This is a genomic window from Macrococcus psychrotolerans (genome assembly GCF_038095555.1).
GTDB classification, from domain to species: domain Bacteria; phylum Bacillota; class Bacilli; order Staphylococcales; family Staphylococcaceae; genus Macrococcoides; species Macrococcoides psychrotolerans.
In genome coordinates this window covers 1,007,686-1,027,053 of record NZ_CP124591.1, presented here as the reverse complement: position 1 = coordinate 1,027,053, position 19,368 = coordinate 1,007,686, and the positions used below count along the sequence as shown (strand labels likewise).

At 35.6% G+C, this 19,368-nt stretch carries 25 protein-coding genes; 9 read left to right on the top strand and 16 right to left on the bottom strand.

Annotation, left to right across the window (positions count from 1 at the left end; genetic code table 11):
* Window positions 1–42: 42 nt before the first annotated feature.
* From QA539_RS05160 to QA539_RS05145, 4 genes are all read right to left on the bottom strand, one after another.
* Entirely contained in the window at window positions 43–3,069 is a 3,027-nt protein-coding gene (locus tag QA539_RS05160) for an AAA family ATPase (protein WP_219494744.1), read from the bottom strand.
* Window positions 3,056–4,174, bottom strand: a complete 1,119-nt coding sequence (locus tag QA539_RS05155) for an exonuclease SbcCD subunit D (RefSeq protein WP_219494743.1) — start codon at window positions 4,172–4,174, stop codon at window positions 3,056–3,058. The genes QA539_RS05160 and QA539_RS05155 overlap by 14 nt, the downstream gene beginning before the upstream one ends.
* 78 nt (window positions 4,175–4,252) lie before the next feature.
* Window positions 4,253–4,471, bottom strand: a complete 219-nt coding sequence (locus QA539_RS05150; RefSeq protein ID WP_419894902.1) for a DUF2922 domain-containing protein — start codon at window positions 4,469–4,471, stop codon at window positions 4,253–4,255.
* A 23-nt stretch (window positions 4,472–4,494) separates the two neighbouring features.
* Complete coding sequence (locus QA539_RS05145; RefSeq protein ID WP_041635982.1) at window positions 4,495–4,695, bottom strand: DUF1659 domain-containing protein; 201 nt, start codon at window positions 4,693–4,695, stop codon at window positions 4,495–4,497.
* 93 nt (window positions 4,696–4,788) lie between these two features.
* Between QA539_RS05145 and QA539_RS05140 the strand changes: the two genes are divergently transcribed.
* Complete coding sequence (locus QA539_RS05140; protein ID WP_012656908.1) at window positions 4,789–5,274, top strand: DUF2621 domain-containing protein; 486 nt, start codon at window positions 4,789–4,791, stop codon at window positions 5,272–5,274.
* Between the two features lie 10 nt (window positions 5,275–5,284).
* Here the strand turns inward: QA539_RS05140 and QA539_RS05135 are convergent, their stop codons facing one another.
* Both QA539_RS05135 and QA539_RS05130 read right to left on the bottom strand, forming a co-directional pair.
* Complete coding sequence (locus QA539_RS05135; RefSeq protein ID WP_099483102.1) at window positions 5,285–5,764, bottom strand: CcdC family protein; 480 nt, start codon at window positions 5,762–5,764, stop codon at window positions 5,285–5,287.
* An 11-nt stretch (window positions 5,765–5,775) separates the two neighbouring features.
* Window positions 5,776–6,450, bottom strand: coding sequence for a cytochrome c biogenesis CcdA family protein (locus QA539_RS05130; RefSeq protein WP_147404560.1), 675 nt, complete (start codon window positions 6,448–6,450; stop codon window positions 5,776–5,778).
* 152 nt (window positions 6,451–6,602) lie between these two features.
* Here QA539_RS05130 and QA539_RS05125 point away from each other — a divergent pair, with 152 nt between their 5' ends.
* A complete protein-coding gene (locus QA539_RS05125) occupies window positions 6,603–7,124 on the top strand; it encodes a hypothetical protein (RefSeq protein ID WP_419894901.1) in 522 nt (173 codons plus the stop codon).
* 97 nt (window positions 7,125–7,221) lie between these two features.
* Here the strand turns inward: QA539_RS05125 and QA539_RS05120 are convergent, their stop codons facing one another.
* The 4 genes from QA539_RS05120 to QA539_RS05105 all read right to left on the bottom strand — a co-directional run bounded on the left by QA539_RS05120 (window position 7,222) and on the right by QA539_RS05105 (window position 10,106).
* Window positions 7,222–7,452, bottom strand: a complete 231-nt coding sequence (locus tag QA539_RS05120) for a YneF family protein (RefSeq protein ID WP_041635981.1) — start codon at window positions 7,450–7,452, stop codon at window positions 7,222–7,224.
* 102 nt (window positions 7,453–7,554) lie between these two features.
* A complete protein-coding gene (tkt, locus tag QA539_RS05115; protein ID WP_419895577.1) occupies window positions 7,555–9,540 on the bottom strand; it encodes a transketolase in 1,986 nt (661 codons plus the stop codon).
* Window positions 9,541–9,563: 23 nt separating this feature from the next.
* A complete protein-coding gene (locus QA539_RS05110) occupies window positions 9,564–9,800 on the bottom strand; it encodes a DUF896 domain-containing protein (protein WP_219494740.1) in 237 nt (78 codons plus the stop codon).
* Window positions 9,801–9,884: 84 nt separating this feature from the next.
* The gene (locus QA539_RS05105; RefSeq protein ID WP_419895576.1) at window positions 9,885–10,106 is read right to left on the bottom strand and encodes a hypothetical protein; all 222 of its coding nucleotides are present in this window, start codon (window positions 10,104–10,106) and stop codon (window positions 9,885–9,887) included.
* Window positions 10,107–10,250: 144 nt separating this feature from the next.
* Between QA539_RS05105 and lexA the strand changes: the two genes are divergently transcribed.
* A complete protein-coding gene (gene lexA, locus QA539_RS05100) occupies window positions 10,251–10,871 on the top strand; it encodes a transcriptional repressor LexA (protein WP_219494738.1) in 621 nt (206 codons plus the stop codon).
* A gap of 315 nt (window positions 10,872–11,186) precedes the next feature.
* Window positions 11,187–11,396 (top strand): PspC domain-containing protein, encoded by a 210-nt coding sequence (locus QA539_RS05095; RefSeq protein ID WP_219494737.1) that lies wholly within the window; start codon window positions 11,187–11,189, stop codon window positions 11,394–11,396.
* 26 nt (window positions 11,397–11,422) lie between these two features.
* On the opposite strand, the gene QA539_RS05090 is transcribed toward QA539_RS05095, so the two are convergent.
* Window positions 11,423–11,563, bottom strand: coding sequence for a hypothetical protein (locus tag QA539_RS05090; RefSeq protein ID WP_219494736.1), 141 nt, complete (start codon window positions 11,561–11,563; stop codon window positions 11,423–11,425).
* 116 nt (window positions 11,564–11,679) lie between these two features.
* Here QA539_RS05090 and QA539_RS05085 point away from each other — a divergent pair, with 116 nt between their 5' ends.
* On the top strand, window positions 11,680–12,384 hold the full coding sequence (locus QA539_RS05085; protein WP_219494735.1) for a ZinT family metal-binding protein: 705 nt from the start codon (window positions 11,680–11,682) through the stop codon (window positions 12,382–12,384).
* A 336-nt stretch (window positions 12,385–12,720) separates the two neighbouring features.
* Here the strand turns inward: QA539_RS05085 and QA539_RS05080 are convergent, their stop codons facing one another.
* From QA539_RS05080 to QA539_RS05065, 4 genes are all read right to left on the bottom strand, one after another.
* Complete coding sequence (locus QA539_RS05080) at window positions 12,721–13,101, bottom strand: VOC family protein (protein ID WP_219494734.1); 381 nt, start codon at window positions 13,099–13,101, stop codon at window positions 12,721–12,723.
* An 8-nt stretch (window positions 13,102–13,109) separates the two neighbouring features.
* Complete coding sequence (locus tag QA539_RS05075) at window positions 13,110–13,523, bottom strand: hypothetical protein (RefSeq protein WP_219494733.1); 414 nt, start codon at window positions 13,521–13,523, stop codon at window positions 13,110–13,112.
* Window positions 13,524–13,642: 119 nt separating this feature from the next.
* Window positions 13,643–13,912: a 30S ribosomal protein S14 gene (rpsN, locus tag QA539_RS05070; RefSeq protein ID WP_041635978.1), complete on the bottom strand. Its 270-nt coding sequence runs from the start codon at window positions 13,910–13,912 to the stop codon at window positions 13,643–13,645.
* A gap of 13 nt (window positions 13,913–13,925) precedes the next feature.
* The gene (locus QA539_RS05065; RefSeq protein WP_419895575.1) at window positions 13,926–14,873 is read right to left on the bottom strand and encodes a metal ABC transporter solute-binding protein, Zn/Mn family; all 948 of its coding nucleotides are present in this window, start codon (window positions 14,871–14,873) and stop codon (window positions 13,926–13,928) included.
* A 179-nt stretch (window positions 14,874–15,052) separates the two neighbouring features.
* On the opposite strand from QA539_RS05065, the gene QA539_RS05060 reads away from it, so the two are divergent.
* From QA539_RS05060 to QA539_RS05045, 4 genes are all read left to right on the top strand, one after another.
* Window positions 15,053–16,246, top strand: coding sequence for a GTP-binding protein (locus QA539_RS05060; protein ID WP_283722174.1), 1,194 nt, complete (start codon window positions 15,053–15,055; stop codon window positions 16,244–16,246).
* Between the two features lie 28 nt (window positions 16,247–16,274).
* The gene (gene rpmG, locus QA539_RS05055) at window positions 16,275–16,424 is read left to right on the top strand and encodes a 50S ribosomal protein L33 (RefSeq protein WP_283722175.1); all 150 of its coding nucleotides are present in this window, start codon (window positions 16,275–16,277) and stop codon (window positions 16,422–16,424) included.
* 176 nt (window positions 16,425–16,600) lie between these two features.
* Window positions 16,601–18,040, top strand: a complete 1,440-nt coding sequence (locus tag QA539_RS05050) for an amino acid permease (RefSeq protein ID WP_219494728.1) — start codon at window positions 16,601–16,603, stop codon at window positions 18,038–18,040.
* 62 nt (window positions 18,041–18,102) lie between these two features.
* A complete protein-coding gene (locus tag QA539_RS05045; protein ID WP_219494727.1) occupies window positions 18,103–18,420 on the top strand; it encodes a hypothetical protein in 318 nt (105 codons plus the stop codon).
* 136 nt (window positions 18,421–18,556) lie between these two features.
* Here the strand turns inward: QA539_RS05045 and QA539_RS05040 are convergent, their stop codons facing one another.
* Complete coding sequence (locus QA539_RS05040; RefSeq protein WP_219494726.1) at window positions 18,557–19,366, bottom strand: Cof-type HAD-IIB family hydrolase; 810 nt, start codon at window positions 19,364–19,366, stop codon at window positions 18,557–18,559.
* Window positions 19,367–19,368 lie beyond the last annotated feature (2 nt).

Below are 19,368 nucleotides of genomic sequence, written 5' to 3'. Positions count from 1 at the left end.
TAAAAGTCCATACTTCATATAAATTTGACATAGTTGTTACAATTACTTCAACTGAAATTCTGTATCACTATTAAAACCGTCAGTTCTAACCTTTAATATCGCAGGCATATTTTCCTGGAGCGATTGTACATGACTAATTATACCGATCAGTTTTCCGGTCTGCTGGAGTTCGATCAGAACTTCAATCGCTGTCTCAAGCGTATCACTATCTAAACTTCCGAAACCTTCATCAATGAACACCGACTCCAGATTGATTCCACCTGAAATCTGCATGACGTAATCACTTAAGCCTAGCGCTAATGATAAAGAGGCGATAAATGTTTCACCTCCAGAAAGCGTTGTAATATCCCTCACATTATTTGTGTGATAATCGAAGACTTCAATTTCAAGCCCACTTTTTTTTCTGGAGTGAACCTCCTTTTTCCTTACGAGCTTGTATCGGTTATGGGTCATCTGAAGTAACCTTTCATTAGCTAACAGAAGTATTTGTTCCAGATAGTATACGAGCACATAATTTTCGATTGATAGTTTTAAAGTATTCTTTCCGTTCAGTACTTCGAAAAGTCTGATCTCAGAACCTATATCCTCCATCTGCTTGACATAACTTTTATGTACTACTTCCAGCTGCATTATGATATTGTTCATCAGCTTTAACTGACTACGCTCATCATTGATTGCTTGTTCAAACGCTTTCGCTTTAGACGATAGCTCAGCATATTCATTTGACAGCTTTTCAATATCAGGGGCTTTTTTTCCGCCAATCAAATCCTCTAAGGTCTTTATCGTATTTTCATGAAAATGAATATCTTTATAATAACTTTCAACAGCACTCTGCAACGTTTCTAGTTCTTGCTCTATATCTTTGTCCATATATTCATCCACTATTTTATCCGATATATGAAATGAGTTTTTTGTTGATTCTAATTGGCTTAATAATTTTTCGTTATAGATAAGATGGGTATTATATTTATCCACGATATTCTCTTTTGATCGGATGAGTTCTGAACAAGAGGCAATCGTTTCGTTTAGATGATTCAGATGCTTATCATAATTTTCATAGAGATCCCTTTTCTCATCAAACTGAGCCTTGAAATCATCATAATTCTTAAACCCTGTGAATGATACAAATGTATGATATCGCTCTTTTTTACCATTGCGTTCATTGATCTTTTTCTCATTTGCATCGATAACGTCTTTTAAGGAGATAATGGAGGCTTTGTTATTTTTAAGTTCATTACTCAGGTCCTCGTACTCGTGATCGATATGATTTAAATGGTCATTGAGCGTTTCAAGTTTCTGCGTTAACATCTCTTGTTCATGAATAAGCAGTTCACCAGTATTTTGCATATCTTCATGTTTATAAGTAACTTTAAACTGCTCATATGCAAGTAACTTATCGGTGACTGCCTTCATCAACGCTTCAATCCACTCTATCTTAGTTGCATTGGCCTCTTGTTCACGTGACAACGTCATCCTTCTTTGTACAAGGTTATGGTATTCATGATGAACACCATCCGTTTTCTCGGTGACGATATGATTACACACCGGACAATTTTGACCTATTTTCAATTGTGCACGAATAGAGTCCACTGCATCAATATCCAGCAGATCATCTCCGAAATTAAAACGTTCGATAAGTGATTCACATGACAATAGTTCTTCTGTTAGCATGTCCTGATTTTCTTTAATCGCTTGCAATGCTTTATAATGTGAATCATATTCGTTGATCAATGAGATAATCGTTTCATTATCACGAATATGATTCTGAAGCTTCACCTTTTCTTCATATAATTTTGTCTTTTCTTGAATCAACGCTTCTAGGGAACTTTGAATGGTCTCATTTGCTTGATGTGTACTTGATAGCTTATCGCTCAATGCTGTCGTTTCATTTTTCAGTTCATTTAGCGTATTGACATCTTCTTCTAGACCATGGTATTTTTCATCGACAAATCTTTCCTGTTCTATTAATTGATGATTGAGCCGCTTCATTTCTTCATCATCTTGCATAACTTCGTTTAATGCACTTTTCAGTTGCTGAAGCTTATCCTTATTTTCACTAATCTGTTGTTCTTCATCCTTTTTTTGCACGCTTAAATGCGCATCATCTTTCTTCAATTTCTCCAGCTGACTGATACAGGAAAGGTAGGATTCGAACTGCACGAGTTGCTGAACCGTTTTTTGTGTATTCTCTATTTCTTCACGCTGTTCATATAACATTGCTAGCTGATGTTTATGCTGCTTGACAGATTGTATATTATTATTTAATATCTCCGCCGCTTTCAAGGCGTCTCCTTTAAGCTTCAGTTCATTTGATTTATCATTTAATTCTGATATGTTCTGTGAAAAGACCTTTTGTAACGCTTCGTAATACAAGTTAGCTGTACGGATCTGTTCGTCGTAAGTAACCATATATGGCGGAAACCCGACACCGAGCTGCTGTATATGGAATTCAATCTCTTTTTCCTTCATTCTTATAGCATCGATTTTATCATCAACATTCTCCTTTAATCGCTTGACCATCAGCTCAAGATGCTTCGTATCGAACAGTGTTCTTAATATCTCATTCTTACTTTCGCTATCTGATACAAGAAAATTTTTAAATTCCCCTTGCGGCAGTATAAGGATTTGTCTAAACTGATCTGCCTGCAGCTTGACGATATCTACAATCAGCTGGTTTGTCTCGGTCTTTTTATTGGTACTGATTAAGCGCTTCTCATTGTCATGGATTTCATAAACTTCTAATTTAGATGTGATCGGCGTCTTATTCCCTGCCTTTATGTGTGGTAAATTGCGAATAATTAAATATTGTTTATCCTTGATGGAAAATTGAAATTTAATCATCGTCTCTTCTTCATCGTATGCGTGTTTATTTCTCATCGCCTTATGATTTCTGGAAGAAGTGGACGCCGTGCCATAAAGGGCATACATCATCGCATCAAAAATGGTAGTCTTTCCTGAACCTGTCTTACCACTAATAAGAAAAAGTGTATGGTTATTCAGCTGCTTAAAGTCAATCGTTTCATTTTTAAATGGTCCAAAATGCTGAATCTCTAACTTAATCGGTCTCATCCATTAACCTACTTTCATTAATAAGCTGTTCTATTAATAACGTCTGCGTTTCATCCATCTCACTATCCGTCATATCTAAATAAAACTGTTTGACAAGTTCCAGATGTGAGAGCTGCTGTACTTCTCTTTGTTTATAATGAATATCCCTATTGTTTATCATTGGCTTTAATTCTAATAGATACGGATATACTTGCTTAAGCTTGAACATCGGATCATTGATATGCTCCATGTCACTTAACTCAAGCTTTAAATATGAATTCCTATCTACAGCTAACTTCATTTTAATTGCATCTCCAAACGTTCCAGTAGCATATTCCAGATCTCTCGGGGGTGACAATGTAATAAAACTAACCTGCTGCTTTTTAAGATCAAAAATTCTGTAACCCTTTCTTTGATGCACTTCATCGAACGAATATTTCATGATACTTCCACTATAGAACACTTTTTCATCACGTATTGCGTCAGGTGTATGAAGATGTCCGAGCATTACATAATCGAATGCATCAAAAAGCTTGAGCGAGACATTCTCTATTGTACCTACGATGATTTCTCTTTCGGACTCAGTTGTCATACCTCCTGTAACAAATAGATGGCTTACTAAAATGTTTATTCTGCCTTTATCGATACGCTGTTCAATTTGTTCAATGATTCTCTTATATGTATCATGATGCGTGCGAATACTATCGTCTTCAAAGTAGTGTCGTGCAACAACCGGTTCTACGTAAGGGACAAGATAAAAGTCAACTCCATCGATCGAAACCGGATTCAAAGCATCATCAATTGTAGTGCCGATATGCATCTCATGCCCTTTATACCAAGCCTTACCATAGCCAAGACGTTCTGCGCTATCATGATTACCACTGATCAGCAGTACAGGAATTTTCTGCACCTGGTTCACTTCATAGATAAAGGTTTCAAACACCTTCATTGCCTCCCTGGAAGGGATTGAACGATCATAGATATCTCCAGCAATCACTAATACATCAATTGACGCTTCCCTGATATCTTGAACCAGCCTATTCAATAATATCGATTGCTCCTCTAATAAATTTTGCTGATTAATTGTCTTGCCAATATGCAAGTCCCCTAAATGCATGATTTTCATGTGCTCACCTCATACATCATTATACTAAAAAACACATCTCATTGCTGAGATGTGCTGATAATGACAGGGAGATCATTATTATTTATTTTCAAATAAAATCTGTTCCGTACGATCAATTAGTTTTGCAGATTTAACCGCTTTTAATGCACCTGAATTTGTCGTGATATAATTTTGACTGATCAAAGATTCCATTACTTGTAATACCTCTTCAGATGTCACCCCTTCTTTAGGTCTTATGATTGACATCGTATAATTCTTTCCGATTTCTGTAACAAAATTAAGCTGAAGTGTTTTCATCTTATCTCTCCTTTCTTAAATTTTTATATTTCTTTCTTTTCAATCTTATTCACAGATACATAAACCTCACCAGTAAGTCTTGAAACTAATAGCGCAAAAGCACGCGCTTCTTCATCTGTGATGTTCAGAACGACCTGATTGAATCTACGTGTTTTCATAATAGATTTACCTTCTTCTGTAACTTCTTTAACAAAAGCAAGCTCGAGAATAACATCCTTTATCATTGTTTCACCTCCTTTACGCTATATATATCGTCATATCTTTATTAGATAGACATTACATTTTCAGTTCTATATAATATGTGATGAGGTGATGACGTGAATGAATGGTTTATTATTTTAATTTTTTTATGGACAATACTCTTTATGGGGTTGCTTACTATCGGTGGGTTCTTTATGTTCAGAAAGTTTCTAAAGAGGCTGCCGAAAGACGATGGTAAAAGTGAACTGGACTGGCAGGAATACTATATCAATAAAGCCCTTCCGTTATGGAATGACGATGCACGCAACCTTCTGAATGAACTTGTCAGCCCTGTACCAGATTTGTTCAGACAAGTTGCTAAGGAAAGAATCGCCGGACGAATTTCGAAGATTGCACTTGATGAAGGTGCAGAAGATATTGAACTTGATCATATTTTAAGGGGATATATCATTGCGACTCCAAAACGCGATCATCCTTTTATGAAGAAAAAACTCAATCAATTGAATATTGACTATACGCCATATGAGCATTATTTTAAATATGCTGATGACGAAAAGCAGAAGTTCTCAATCTTCGAGCATTCTGAAATCGCAAAAAAATAACAGCAGTGAGCTAATGCTCACTGCTGTTATTTATTGTACGCGCAATTTTCATATACTTTCTATACATCGCAATACGCCACGGGACTATCATACTGAAGGCTAGCAGGAAGAACATTCCTGCTAGTTGACCCGGATGTATTGAACTGCTCAGGAAAAATTTCATTGCTGAGCGGATGACAAGAAGAGATATGAGAATCAAAGGAAATAATCTAGATCGTTTCATATATATCTGCTGGTCTTTCACTTCAAAATTTGATGTAAAAATTAAAAATATGGAAAAAAACATCCCTACAACTACAGCTTCTATTATCTCCATAGTTGTCAATCTAAAATAGGGAAATATGTACATAAGTGCACCTGTAGACATAAAAAATGGCGGTAAAATAATCTTCTTAACATTCGTCGGATAATTCTGTGCTTTCATCCTGACAACAATAACAGCCATACCCATAAATAATGCAACAAGCATAGAAACGATAAAATACATGATTTAACCTACTTTCAACTAAAGTACTGATTGATAACCGTCAGCTTATCAAAGAATAGCAATAAGCCCATGATTATCATTATAACCCCTCCAACTTTAGTTAACAACTGACTATATTTCTTTAGTACATTAATTTTAGTGATAAAGAATGTCAGCAGGAAAAAAGGAATACAAAATCCTAATACATACATAATCATATATATAAGCGCGAGTGATTGATTTACAGCTGCCATAGAAAAAATTACACCAATAATCGGACCCATACAAGGCGTCCAGCCAGCAGCAAATGCAATACCTACTAAAAACGACCCTAAAAATCCTGCTGGTTTATTTTTAAATTCGAATTTATGGTCTTTCATCAATAGTTTAGGATTAAAGATACCTAAAATGATCAATCCGAATATAATGCAGAGCAATCCACCGAGCATACGTATTGTATTGTCATATGACAGTAAAAAGTCCGAAAATATCCCGATACCGACACCTAGAGAAATATAGACGACTGAAAAACCTAGTAAAAAGAATATCGTATGTAACAGTGCATTTCGATTCAACTTCGAATCTTGCAGATCATTATAACCAACACCGGTGATATAGGATAAGAATGCTGGATATATCGGTAATACACATGGAGACACAAAGCTTAATAAACCTGCACCAAATGCAACCGCTATCGTAATATCATTCATCAAAAAAAACCTCCATTCCATTCTATTTTAGCAAATATTCACTTCAAATTAAGATGATTTTTATGAATTAAATGTGACAAAAAGTTGATAAAAAATAAATAATAATTGAATAAAATATGATATATTTAAATAAATAACGAGGAGGAAGTTCAATGAAAAAACCGATAGTGTCAATTAGCATTATGCTGGGTCTGATTAGTCTTACAGCCTGTAATAGAGAGAGTCCACCAGAGATTACTACTTCAGTTAGTGATGAACCTTCTAATGAAATAATACAGCACCATAAAATAAAGCCTGATAATAAATTAACTGAAAAAGCAGAGAAAAAAATTACAGCTGTCAAAGAACGCGTAAAATCTACTGAAACAGCGGTTGATTCCGAAACCGTTACTACAGAAGTACCTACAACTGAAGCACCAGCGACTGAAAGCCCATCAACAGAAGCACCAGCAATCGAATCTTCTGAAGAAGCGGCTACAGAAGCACCGGTTATTGAAGCACCAATACAAGAAGCACCTGTAGAACCACTTCCTGAACAGACATATCCTGCTGAACAGCAGCCAGTTACTCAGGAACCACCAACAGAACAAGCAACTGATATTCCTGTTACTGAAGAAATAGCTGAAACTGAGACAACAGATTCTGCTGAAACTCTTCCTGCTGAATCTACATAACCAGTCCAATAAATGATTTTAAAAATTAAAACATTAAGACCCGTGAGTGATTCATACAATCATTCACGGGTCTTGGCGTCTCATTAAAGACCTTTATTTATTTAAGATTTTGATTCATATTTCTATTCATCATCTGCATCATTTGATTAATTTTCTTTTGAGATGGTTTCTGACCCATTTGCATCATCATCATACGAAGCATTTCTTCATTGATCGGTGGATTTTTCTTCAAGTAATCCATCATATATTTTCTTGCCAGGAAGAATCCTAAAGCAGCACCTGCTGCTAATGCAAGTAGTACAATCAATATCCAAATCCAAGTAGCCATTTGTTCACCCACTTTCTTATACCATTAAAATTTTACTAAAAACAAACTTTTTTTTCAATATGTTTTCTATAAATAATAAAAGGCTGATATACAGCCTTTTATTTACTTCATATTCAAAATGTTATTTACAACATTTTCTACAGTAAATCCATATTTCTCCATAACTAATTCTCCAGGTGCACTTGCACCAAATTTATCAATACCAATTACAAGTCCATCCAGACCAACGTATTTGTACCAACTATCAGAAGCAGCCATTTCAATTGCAACACGCTGCTTAATTGAAGATGGTAATACTTCTTCTTTGTATGATTTATCTTGTGCATCAAATTTTTGAGTGTTCGGCATTGATACCACTTGAACGCCTTTACCTTGTTTTTCTAACACTTTTGCTGCATCAATCGCTAAATTCACTTCCGAACCAGTTGCGACTATTAATATCTCCGGATGCTCAGACTGATATACAACATAACCACCACGTGCAACTCCCGCTTCTAGTTTGTCCTGTTCAATATCAATCGCAGTTAAGTTCTGACGCGTAAGGACAAGTGCAGTCGGTGCATCAGTTGATTCAAGCGCAATTTTCCAGGCGGCACGGCTTTCATTACCATCGGCCGGACGAATCACATTTAAGTTAGGAATCGCTCGTAAACCAGCCAGCTGCTCGATTGGTTCATGTGTCGGCCCATCTTCACCAACTGCTATTGAGTCATGTGTAAATACATATGTGACTGGTAAGCCCATTAACGCTGATAATCTTACTGCCGGCTTCAAATAGTCACTAAACACAAAGAATGTCGCACCGTATACTTTAAGCCCACCGTGAGCAGCCATACCATTTAAAGCAGCACCCATTGCAAACTCTCTGACACCAAACCAGATATTCTTTCCTTCAGGCGTTTCAGCCGAAAAGTCTTCTGTATCTTTAACATTTGATTTATTAGAAGATGCTAAATCTGCAGATCCCCCAAAGAATGAAGGAACTGTTTTTGCGATTGCCTGGATCATATCACCACTCGTTGCACGGGTAGCAGCTGATGTACCAGCCTCATATACCGGTAAAGCCTCCGCATAGTCAGAATTTAATTCACCAGCTATCGCTTGTCTAAGCTGTTGTGCTAGTTCAGCATTTTCTTTTTCTAATTGCGCAAATTTCTCATTCCATAACTGCTCTTTTTCATTTGCACGTTTTAGCATCGTCTGCTGGAATATTTCATAAACGGCTGGATCTACATGGAATTTCTTATCTGCCTCTAAACCGTATGCTTCAAATACAAGCTTACGCTCATCTCCTCCTAATGGAGCCCCGTGGATGCCATTCGTTCCTTGCTTATTCGGAGAACCATAACCAATAATTGTCTTAACTTCAATGATCGTAGGTCTATCACTTGATTTCGCTACTGAAATAGCTTTATCAATGGCTTCCATATCATTACCATCGGACACTAAAATATGTTCCCAGCCATAGCTTTCGAAACGCCCTTTAACATCTTCAGAGAACGCTTTATTCAGCTCTCCATCTAAAGAGATATCATTCGAATCATATAAAGCAATTAATTTATTAAGTTTTAAGTGACCTGCAAGACTTGCAGCTTCGTGTGATATACCTTCCATCAAGTCTCCATCTGAAACTAATACATACGTATAATGATCAATAATATCTGACTGCTGATTGAAAGTTGCAGCAAGATGTTTTTCTGCCATCGCCATACCGACACTCATCGCAAATCCTTGCCCTAGTGGCCCTGTTGTGATTTCTACACCTTTAGTATGACGGTATTCTGGATGTCCCGGAGTTTTAGAGTCCCATTGTCTAAACTGCTTAAGTTCCTCTATTTCTAGTCCACCAGAAACATGCAGCAATGAGTATAACAAAGCTGAACCGTGTCCTGCTGATAGTACAAATCGATCTCTATCGAAGAAATGATGTGATGACGGATTGAAATTAAGATGACGTGTCCATAAAGTGTAAGCCATAGGTGCCGCACCCATAGGTAACCCCGGATGGCCCGAATTCGCTTCCTCAATCTGATCGATACTTAAAGCTCTAATACTATCTACTGCCAATTGATCTTTTTCATTAAACATATAAATGCTCCCATCTACAAAATTTATTTTCTGATATTATTTAATCTTTGAATGTCTTTCACCTTGTCAGGTGTTACATCATTACCTTCAGGGTCTATGACGGTCGTGTTCTCAATCGTTTTCTTGAAAGACTGTCTGAAGGACTGTAAATATTCTTTACGTAATAAAGTCTGTTCTTTACCTTCTTCCTCCGTAAGACCTGCTGTCTTTTTCTTCTGAGCTAGTTCATTAATTCTCTTCATCTTATTTTCATCTAGCATAACTCTCATTCCTTTCATTATAAAGATACCAAAAAAAACGAGTGAAACCAACTGGCTACACTCATAATACATTAAATATTTTAATTAATTTACAACACCAAGTACCTCACCATTGGAAACAGGATCATGATAAGAATCGGAATGCGGTAATCTGCCATTGTCTTGTTCTCCTATCTGTTCGGTAAATCTAGGTGCTTCATTATAATAAATAGCTTGCGATTGTTCTATATAAAGTACCGAAAAAAGCGTAATCATTAAAAACAAGATACAATATAGTATAAATTCCTTAGAAATTCTAACGGTCATATCAAATTCCTCCTAGAACATTTGTTTGTATTCACACTTTATCAGAACGTGTGTTCTATGTCAATAAAAATACGAACAAATGTTTGTTACATGCGAACGTGTATGCTATAATACGTGTAACACCACATATAAGGAGTGTTTAAAATGAGAGAACTCACTAAAAGACAAGAAGAAATATATGATTATTTAAAACATATTGTATCAACTAAAGGATATCCACCGAGTGTAAGAGAGATTGGAGAAGCTGTTGGACTTGCCTCAAGTTCGACTGTGCACGGCCACCTTTCTCGTCTCGAGGAAAAAGGCTATATTAAACGAGATCCAACGAAGCCCCGTGCCATTGAGATTATACACGGTGAAAATTCACAAGATTATTCTGAGGCTACAATTCATGTACCGGTTATCGGAAAGGTTACTGCAGGGGTCCCGATTACTGCAATCGAAAATGTTGAAGAATACTTTCCATTACCTGCACACTTCACTTCTAGCCATAACAGTGACATATTTATTTTAGAAGTCGTTGGGGAAAGTATGATTGAAGCGGGCATTCTTGATAGAGATAAAGTAATTGTAAGAAGACAGTCCATCGCAGAAAATGGAGATATTATCGTTGCGATGACAGATGAAGATGAAGCGACAGTTAAACGCTTTTTCAAAGAAAATAATCGTTACCGTCTACAACCCGAGAATCTGACAATGGAACCGCTTTACCTTGATTCAGTCACTGTTCTTGGTAAAGTTGTAGGTCTATTCAGAGAATTTTAATATTAGGCCATACGTTTTGCTACATGTATATAATTTTTAATACCAATATCACAACACCCGAGCCAGTTAGAATAAAACTTTTCTAACTGGCTCGGGTGTTGTAATATTATTTATCAATTGGATCCTACTTGCCTAATATCGTTTTAACTTGTTCAAGTATATCTTTTTCATTTTTCTTCTCTGTTGTTTCCATGTTACTATCCCCTTAAATAATCTATCTTTACTATACCCATAATACTATATGTTAAACATTTTAGTATATCATTGGAATAATCTACATCTATTTGCTATATTTAAAAAAAGGAGTGATAGATAATGAAAAAACGTCTTACAAGGTCAACAACTGATCGCTATGTTGCTGGAGTTCTTGGTGGTATTAGTGAATATTTTAATATTGATTCTAAAGTAGTTCGAATCACATTCATTTTAGTCTCATTTTTTACAGCGAATATACCTACATTTACAATCTATATCCTACTCGCCTTATTTATGCCAAAAGATACAGATGTTCTGGATAACTACTAAATAGAGCTGGAAGCCTTCACCCTGCTCTATTTTTTTCTGTTTGAAAATCCGAATAATGCTAATCCACCAATCAGTAGCAGAAGCGTTACTTGATCATTCAATATTTGGAATCCATATCTTAAGACAAATAATAGCAGTACATAGCTAAAAATCAAAGTTAGTTTCATATAGACAAATTCCTCTTTCAATATATTTAAATTCATTCTACCATAAATTTACCATTGACGAATCATGTGGGTTGAAGTAATATTTAAATCGTAATAATTACGATTGGAGAATACATATGAAAACACAATTGATTATCGGTACAACTGTCTCACTTGCTATATTGCTCACTGGATGTAGTGACACCACTGAAGATAAAGCAGCTGTAAAAAAAGAACAGAAGATTGAACATCATAAAGACAAACAGGTACATAGTCACAAACATGAACATCATCTGACAGATTCAGACAAAAAAATCTACGAAGGGTATTTTGAAGATGACGCTGTAAAAGACAGGCGGTTAACAGACTGGGAAGGTGACTGGCAGTCTGTGTATCCCTTCTTAAAAGATGGATCTCTTGATAAAGTATTCGAACATAAAGCGGAAGATCAGAATAAGTCGAAGAAAGAAGTAAAGGAATACTATAATAAAGGATACGAGACTGATGTCGCCCATATCAAAATTGGTGAAAAAGACATCATCTTTACAAAACAAAATAAAAAACATCGTGCTAAGTATGAATATGATGGCAAAGAGATTCTGACTTATGAAAAAGGAAATCGCGGCGTTAGATACATATTCAAAAAAGTATATGGAGATAATGAGGCACCCAACTATGTGCAGTTCAGCGATCATATCATCGCTCCTGAACGTGCACTTCATTTCCATATCTATATGGGGGATGATCGTAAAGCACTCCTAAAAGAACTTGAAAACTGGCCAACATACTATCCTGATGACCTATCTGCTAGAGAAATACAAGAAGAAATGCTGGCACATTAAAAAGAAGAGAGGATGACGAGAAATTAATATTCCCTGTCATCTTCTCTTCTTTTTAATCGTATTTAACCGTTATCAAAGTCTATTATATCCATATATTAAAGGTATGCATAAACAATATTATTGCCGTCAACAATACAAATAATCCAGTATAGAGCATTCGCATCTTTATATGTCCAATCAGCATACTCATGTATAAACCAAGAAGTGTAAGAACATAAAGCAGCAGGCGGACATAGAGATTAATCTGTCCCCTTCCGTGTATCGAAGGAAGAAAATATAACAGCAGAATACTTGCGGTAAAAATTAATATTACAATTTTCTTATACATAAATTACCTCACATTACCATCACATTGAAATAATGACCATCAAGATCCGTGAATATAAACCCATAATAACCATTTTTTACCGTAGGCTTACTTACTGCATTTCCGCCCGACTGAACAATACGTTCATATAACTCATCGACATTGTGTTTTTCAGGCAGATCAAAGGAAATGATAATCTCAGGGTGATCAGCGTAACCTTTTAATGGTGTCTGCATAAACTGCTCAAGTATATCCTGCTTAAATATACATATCGTATTATCACCAATTTTAAAGGCACCTAATGTTTCATTGTTACTTCGTTCATCAATGATTTCAAATCCGATATTACGATAAAAGTTTAGAGCACGTTCAACATCAGTAACAGCAAAATTTAACCAGTAACTTTTCATAATATCTCCTAATGTAGATTGATTAAGGGCACACTTGATTTTATCACTTGATTGGATATAATCAGCTGTTTTAATTCATCAGCGATATCAAGCTGATCGAGGTAATCAAAATCAAGCCACGCATATGGATGTCTTACTTTAAATTCAGATTGATTGCGTGTATTGAAAACAAAAGCAGTATCATTAACCATCGTCTCAAAAATCAATCCTTTAAACGGCTTTTTCTCCTCAACAACAAACAAGATACCTCCTACTTTGATTTCTTTATTTAACTTACGCGCAAATTGCTCAGCAGTCTGTTTAATTGTATATTGACCTTTTTTTACGACACCTGGTAATTTCATTCGCTTGTTGCCATTGTCTTGAATCAATATTTTATCTTCAGTCGTGATTAAAAGTGATGCAGTTATTTTTTCTTTCATGATTTACTCCTAGATCATAATTTCATTTTATTATATCAAACATATGACATAATAAAAATTATAACATAAAAATAAGGCTAAGACTTTTTATGGCCTTAACCTTTCTAATTAAGCATGTACTACCAGCTCGATTTTTTTATACCAGGTAGCTGTCCTTTATGCGCAAGTTCTCTTAGTGCGATACGAGAAAGTCCGAATTTACGATAAACGCCTCGCGGTCTTCCTGTAATATGACATCTGTTCGTAAGTCTTGAAGGTGATGAATCTCTTGGTAACTTGCTTAAACCGACGTAATCTCCAGCAGCTTTCAACGCTGCTCTTTGTTCTCTATATTGTTCTACCAGCTGCTGCCTTTTTAGTTCTTTTGCTATTTTTGATTTTTTAGCCAAAATATCGCTCCTCCTATTTATTTAAAGCTTCATCAATAGCTTTGACATTATCTTCCATTAATTGCTGATACGTAATATTCCCTTTATCGTCTTTTGTTAATACAGCCATATTGTGAAACCTTACCGTTTTTGCATTCGTTTTATTCTTAATAATATCTGTCGTTTTGGATGGTATATTCTGCTCATATAAAATCACCGATGCTTTAGACTTTTCAATATTATTAATCATATTGATAATATCACTTTGGGAAGGTTCTTCATTGTTCATACCAGATACACCTTCTTGCATAAATCCATAGCGGTGTGCAAGATAACCTAATGAATCATGAGAGATATATACCGTATCATGTTTTTTATTCTTCGCAATATCTTTCATCTTGTTATCAATGGCATCAAGATCTTTGATCAGCTTGTTATAGTTCTCTTCATAGGCCTTCTTATGCTTTTTATCTTTAGCAACGAGCTCATCTTTTATCGTCTTTGCAAAAGATTTATTAAACACTGGGTCTAGCCATATATGCGGGTCATGTACGCCATGATTATGATCTTCATGTTCATCACCATGTTCATGTTCATCACCATGTTCATGTGATTCACTGGCAAGCAAATCAGATTCTTTGATTTCATGTACTAATGACACGACTTTAGTTTTATCTTTTGCAATATTAGCAATCTTAGCACCAACCAGGTCCAAGTCTTTACCTGAATAGATAAAGATATCAGATTTCGCTACACGTAAAGAATCTTTTTGTGTAGGCTCAAAAGTATGGATATCGATTCCTTTCGGATAAATTGATTGCACCTCAACGTGCGATCCACCAATTTGCTCAATAATACTCTTATATGCAAATACTGTCGTATAGACCTTTAGTTTACCCTCCTTTTGAACTGTATCTGCTGAACCACAAGCTGATAACAGCATCACTACCATTACCACTAATAGTGAAAAATACTTCTTCATTTCATCATCTCCTATTTCGTAATCGTTACGTTTTAATATTCTATACTTCTTTATTTACAAATGCAATAGATAGAAGCAAGATTATCTGAAGAATTATCTTTTTGATTTTTTACTTTACAAATGGTCATAAAAGCGATAACATATTAAAACGTAATGATTACGAATTGGAGGTTATACATTTGAAAGTCCCTATTACGGTATTAAGCGGATTTCTAGGAAGCGGGAAAACAACATTGCTTAATCATATATTGATGAATAACGAAGACAAACGTGTTGGTGTCATCGTAAATGACATGTGCGAGATTAATGTTGATGCTGACCTAGTAAATATGTCACGTACCGATGAAAAGATGATACAGTTACAAAATGGTTGTATATGTTGCACGTTACGAGAAGATTTGCTGGTTGAAATTAATAAGCTCATTACAACTTCAGAATTAGATTATATTGTTATTGAATCTACTGGCATCTCTGAACCTTTACCAGTAGCTCAAACGTTAACATTAAACGATGAAGTGCTAGGTATAAACTTAAGTGACAATACAGTGTTAGATACGATGGTTACAGTTGTTGATGCGAACAGATTCTGGGATGATTATGCATCAGGTGAATCGCTGCTTGAACGCCAGATGGCAAATGATGAGCATGATACACGTGAAGTCATTGACTTATTAATTGATCAAATTGAATTTGCAAATGTTATTCTATTAAATAAAACGGATTTAGTGCATGAGGAAGATGTTAAGGAACTACGTGCATTAATCCATCAGTTAAACCCGGATGCACTAATTTATGAGACAGATCACTCAAAAATCCACATGGATAAAATTTTAAACACGAAGTTATTTGACTTTGAAAAAGCATCTCAAAGTGCCGGATGGTTAAAAGAATTAAACGATGAGCATACACCGGAAACTGAAGCGTATGGTATCGGCTCATTTGTATATAGAAGAAAGCGCCCTTTCCATCCTGAACGTTTTATGCATTTCCTAGAAAACTTTTCATTAGATGTTATACGTTCAAAAGGATTCTTCTGGTTGGCATCCCGTAATGATATGTGTGGATTAATCAGCCAGGCAGGTAACTCGATGCAGATTCAAGGTGCTGGTGAATGGATTGCAACGTTAAGTACGGATGAGATAGCTCTGGAAATGATAGAAGATCCTACACTTAAGGAGAGATGGGATGCATTCGGTGATCGCCAGACTGAAATCGTTTTTATCGGAATCGAAATGAATCAACAGCAAATTGTATCTGACCTTGATCACTGTTTATTAACAGACGAAGAAATGAAGATGGACTGGACAATATTTAATGATCCTCTGCCTCAGTTTACGGTAGCAGAAACAAATCCTGATATCATATTAGACTAAAACAAATGAATTTATAGGAGTGAACAAAATGAGAGTAAATATTACTTTAGCTTGTACGGAATGTGGCGATAGAAACTATATCACGAAGAAAAATAAAAGGAATAATCCTGAGCGTCTTGAATTGATGAAATACTGTCCAAGATTAAAAAAATACACCTTACACCGTGAGACAAAATAATAATTATTAACAATTTTTCTGGACTGCGAAGAGTCAACACTTATTTTCATAGTCCAGTTTTTACTCGCATTTACACTTTAACGTTTAAAAGCATAAACGCATTAAAACTTTTTCTTGATAAATTTTCTTAATTATCTTACAATAGGGATTATATTTTTAGGAAGATAGGTGATTATATGGAACATAAGAAGATGGATAGAGATTTAAAGACTCGCCATATTTCAATGATAGCAATCGGAGGTTCGATTGGTACAGGATTATTCATGGCAAGTGGTGCAGTTGTTGCACAAGCTGGACCAGGTGGTGCATTAGTCGCATATGCTGTTATCGGTATTATGATTTACTTTTTAATGACAGCACTTGGAGAACTCGCAACATTTTATCCCGTGTCTGGTGCATTTAATGCTTATGCAACCCGTTTTATTGATCCAGCTGCAGGGTTTACAGTTGGTTGGTTTTACTGGATTATTTGGAGCTTAGTAACAAGTGTCGATATATTATCTGCTGCTAAAGTCCTAAGTTACTGGGAGATGTTCGGTGGCATTCATCCTTTTATATGGAGTCTTATTTTTCTAGCATTGATTTTCATGTTGAATGCATTTTCTGTTAAATCTTTCGGAGAAGCTGAATACTGGTTCAGTATTATTAAAGTAGCAACCATCTTCTTATTTTTGATCATGGGGTTATTACTTATTTTTGGAATTATTGGTGGTGAGCCTATTGGATTTAAAAACTTTACGGTTGGTGATGCCCCTTTCCATAATGGTATATTCGGATTACTGGGAGTATTAATTGTCGCTGGATTCTCATTTGGTGGAACTGAAGTCGTGGCTGTTACAGCGGGCGAGTCTGAGAATCCAAGTGAATCTATGCCAAAAGCAATTAAGCAAGTCTTCTGGAGAATTTTATTGTTCTATATCGGTTCTATATTTATTATTGCTTGTATTATCCCATATACAGATCCTCAGCTCATTAATGAGAATAGCGATGTGTCTATGAGCCCATTTACTATCGTATTCGATAAAGTAGGTATCCTGTTTGCTGCTTCTGTAATGAATGCAGTGATATTAACTGCGGTGCTTAGTGCAGGTAACTCTGGATTGTACGCAACAAGCAGACTATTATTATCATTAAGTCAGGATAATAAAGCACCGAGGTTTGTTGGAAAACTAAATAAAAATAATATGCCATTTAATGCATTAATAGTAACAACAGGTTTCGTTATACTCACATTAATCTATGCAAACATCAATGCAGGAGGTTATTTCAAACTATTAAACATGGTGGGATCGCTTGTTCTAATCGTATGGCTTATCAGTATAATAAGTCATATGCGTCTAAGAAATGCAATTATAAAACAAAATAAAGATATCGACGCTTTACTTGCATATAAAGCACCCTTATTCCCATTAGGACCGATTATCGTAATTTGTACCATTATTTTCTTGTTAGTTGGTCAGTCATTTGGCGATATTAAGGCGATGAATTATGTTAAGGTCGTTGAATCATATATTCCTATTATCGTTGCAATCATAACTTATTTTAGCTATAAATTAGTTAAACGTACAAAAGTCATTAAACTTGAAGATATCAATCTTGAAAAGCATACGTTATAAGACAACAACCCTATACATTGTGTAGGGTTTCTTTGTATAATATGTATAAAGGAGTGGTGATAATGAGTAATGGACAAATTAACCTATTTGATGACGTACTAAAAACTGATGAAAAATTTGTAATTGTAGTGCAGGGTGTCTATGAAAAACATAACCAGATTATTAAAAAGATTTTACGTGAATATCCAGGACTAGATCGCACAGCAATGATCCGATTATTCGACCATCTAAAGGATACGTACCTTTATGAGCCGTTTGAAGACGATATGGTATTCTACGATATTACTGTCTATACAAATGAAGATTATGCTGCTGATAATATATTTGCACATACAAAAAGACATCGCAATGCTTCAGAATGGACACATACAGCAAAATAATTGTTGCTGCTTGTCAAAAAAGAGGCCAGAAAATTCTGACCCCTAGATTTATCAAGATTATAACATCATTGCTTCGTACTCCATAGATTACATAATTTTCAAGATGCTTCATTATCATCAACATATCAATGAAGCATCATTTTTTATATAGATATGTTTCTATTATTTGTGCGATTCCATCCTCATCATGACTGAGTGTGATGACATCTGCAGCTTCTTTAATCGTATTATTCGCATTCCCCATCGCCACGCCCAGTCCTGCAAATTCAAGCATATCTTTGTCATTATTGCTGTCACCAAATGCAATAATTTCTGACTGCTGAATTCCAAGCTGCTCCGCCAGACGTTGTAACACCTTTCCTTTTGAAACATCACGATGCATAAATTCAAGGAAGAATGGCTTTGAGGTCGTAGCGTGGATGTCAGAACCAAAACTTCCTTCCAGCTGCTTGTTTAAAACCTCAATATGTTCAATATCTCCGACGCCCATCACTTTAGGCACATCTTCTGTAATGACAGTTTGCAGATTGTCTACTTTAATCATTTCTAAACCTGTAAGTTCACCTTCTACTTGTTCGTAGGCTGACTGACCTTCATAATAAATTGTGTTGTCCTTATATGTCAGTGCCATTACATTTTCCTTTCTTAAAAATCGTAAAATTTCACTAAAATGCGCTTGCTGAACATATGTTGCATCTACAACTGTGCGATCATTCATCCTTGTTACAACAGCCCCGTTATAGCTGATAATATAGGATTGATGTGTGTCCAGCTGTAGTATTTCTGCTGCATCTATCATGCCACCTGTCGGCCTGCCGGATGCCAGCACAACCATAGCACCATTATTCTGTGCCTCTATCAATGCCTTGATCGTTGAAGGCAATATTTCGTTCTTAGATGATAGTAATGTATCATCCATATCGAGCACTATCAGTTTATAGTTCATTT

Coding starts and splice junctions, on each gene's coding strand:
- QA539_RS05040 (WP_219494726.1), bottom strand. CDS start 19,366: ATGAACTATAAACTGATAGTGCTCGATATGGATGATACATTACTATCA.
- QA539_RS05125 (WP_419894901.1), top strand. CDS start 6,603: ATGAAAAAACCGATAGTGTCAATTAGCATTATGCTGGGTCTGATTAGT.
- QA539_RS05090 (WP_219494736.1), bottom strand. CDS start 11,563: ATGAAACTAACTTTGATTTTTAGCTATGTACTGCTATTATTTGTCTTA.
- QA539_RS05160 (WP_219494744.1), bottom strand. CDS start 3,069: ATGAGACCGATTAAGTTAGAGATTCAGCATTTTGGACCATTTAAAAAT.
- QA539_RS05105 (WP_419895576.1), bottom strand. CDS start 10,106: ATGACCGTTAGAATTTCTAAGGAATTTATACTATATTGTATCTTGTTT.
- QA539_RS05145 (WP_041635982.1), bottom strand. CDS start 4,695: ATGATAAAGGATGTTATTCTCGAGCTTGCTTTTGTTAAAGAAGTTACA.
- QA539_RS05050 (WP_219494728.1), top strand. CDS start 16,601: ATGGAACATAAGAAGATGGATAGAGATTTAAAGACTCGCCATATTTCA.
- QA539_RS05155 (WP_219494743.1), bottom strand. CDS start 4,174: ATGAAAATCATGCATTTAGGGGACTTGCATATTGGCAAGACAATTAAT.
- QA539_RS05085 (WP_219494735.1), top strand. CDS start 11,680: ATGAAAACACAATTGATTATCGGTACAACTGTCTCACTTGCTATATTG.
- QA539_RS05130 (WP_147404560.1), bottom strand. CDS start 6,450: ATGAATGATATTACGATAGCGGTTGCATTTGGTGCAGGTTTATTAAGC.
- QA539_RS05150 (WP_419894902.1), bottom strand. CDS start 4,471: ATGAAAACACTTCAGCTTAATTTTGTTACAGAAATCGGAAAGAATTAT.
- QA539_RS05075 (WP_219494733.1), bottom strand. CDS start 13,523: ATGAAAGAAAAAATAACTGCATCACTTTTAATCACGACTGAAGATAAA.
- QA539_RS05110 (WP_219494740.1), bottom strand. CDS start 9,800: ATGCTAGATGAAAATAAGATGAAGAGAATTAATGAACTAGCTCAGAAG.
- rpmG (WP_283722175.1), top strand. CDS start 16,275: ATGAGAGTAAATATTACTTTAGCTTGTACGGAATGTGGCGATAGAAAC.
- QA539_RS05095 (WP_219494737.1), top strand. CDS start 11,187: ATGAAAAAACGTCTTACAAGGTCAACAACTGATCGCTATGTTGCTGGA.
- tkt (WP_419895577.1), bottom strand. CDS start 9,540: ATGTTTAATGAAAAAGATCAATTGGCAGTAGATAGTATTAGAGCTTTA.
- QA539_RS05065 (WP_419895575.1), bottom strand. CDS start 14,873: ATGAAGAAGTATTTTTCACTATTAGTGGTAATGGTAGTGATGCTGTTA.
- QA539_RS05120 (WP_041635981.1), bottom strand. CDS start 7,452: ATGGCTACTTGGATTTGGATATTGATTGTACTACTTGCATTAGCAGCA.
- QA539_RS05080 (WP_219494734.1), bottom strand. CDS start 13,101: ATGAAAAGTTACTGGTTAAATTTTGCTGTTACTGATGTTGAACGTGCT.
- QA539_RS05045 (WP_219494727.1), top strand. CDS start 18,103: ATGAGTAATGGACAAATTAACCTATTTGATGACGTACTAAAAACTGAT.
- lexA (WP_219494738.1), top strand. CDS start 10,251: ATGAGAGAACTCACTAAAAGACAAGAAGAAATATATGATTATTTAAAA.